Raw genomic sequence first — 381 nt, forward strand, 5'->3', positions numbered from 1 at the left:
GCCGCCGGCAAGACGGTGACGCTTGCCGCCGCCGCCTTCACCCTGTCCTGGACGCATTCGGTGGAGCGGACGCGCTGGCGCGAAGACTGGAAGGTGCTGCCTGCCGGGCTTCAGCTCGTCGAGGCGCGGGTGAAGGGCTCCGGCGCCGGCATGGAACCGCCCGAGGGCTCGGTGCTGCGCGACGGCTGGTGGATCTATTCGCCCCGGATCGGACCCCAGCCGAGCCTGGTGCTCGCGGCATCCGGCGCCACCGGGGAAGGATGGACGCTCTGCACCGCCAAAGGCTGCCGTGTGCTGGGCAAGGCAGCGGGAGAGACGACGGTGCTCGAACCTTGCAACGGCACGAGCCAGCCGCGATAGTGCCCGGCAACCGGTCCGGAG

General features: G+C 71.4%; 1 protein-coding gene. It reads left to right on the forward strand.

The genetic code is table 11. The features are described from left to right. The coding region (locus tag EN845_RS34030) for a DUF1850 domain-containing protein (RefSeq protein ID WP_245511878.1) at positions 1-360 on the forward strand (360 nt) is incomplete at its 5' end. Positions 361-381: the final 21 nt, after the last annotated feature.

The sequence above is a fragment of the Mesorhizobium sp. M8A.F.Ca.ET.202.01.1.1 genome (genome assembly GCF_004791595.1).
GTDB lineage: Bacteria > Pseudomonadota > Alphaproteobacteria > Rhizobiales > Rhizobiaceae > Mesorhizobium.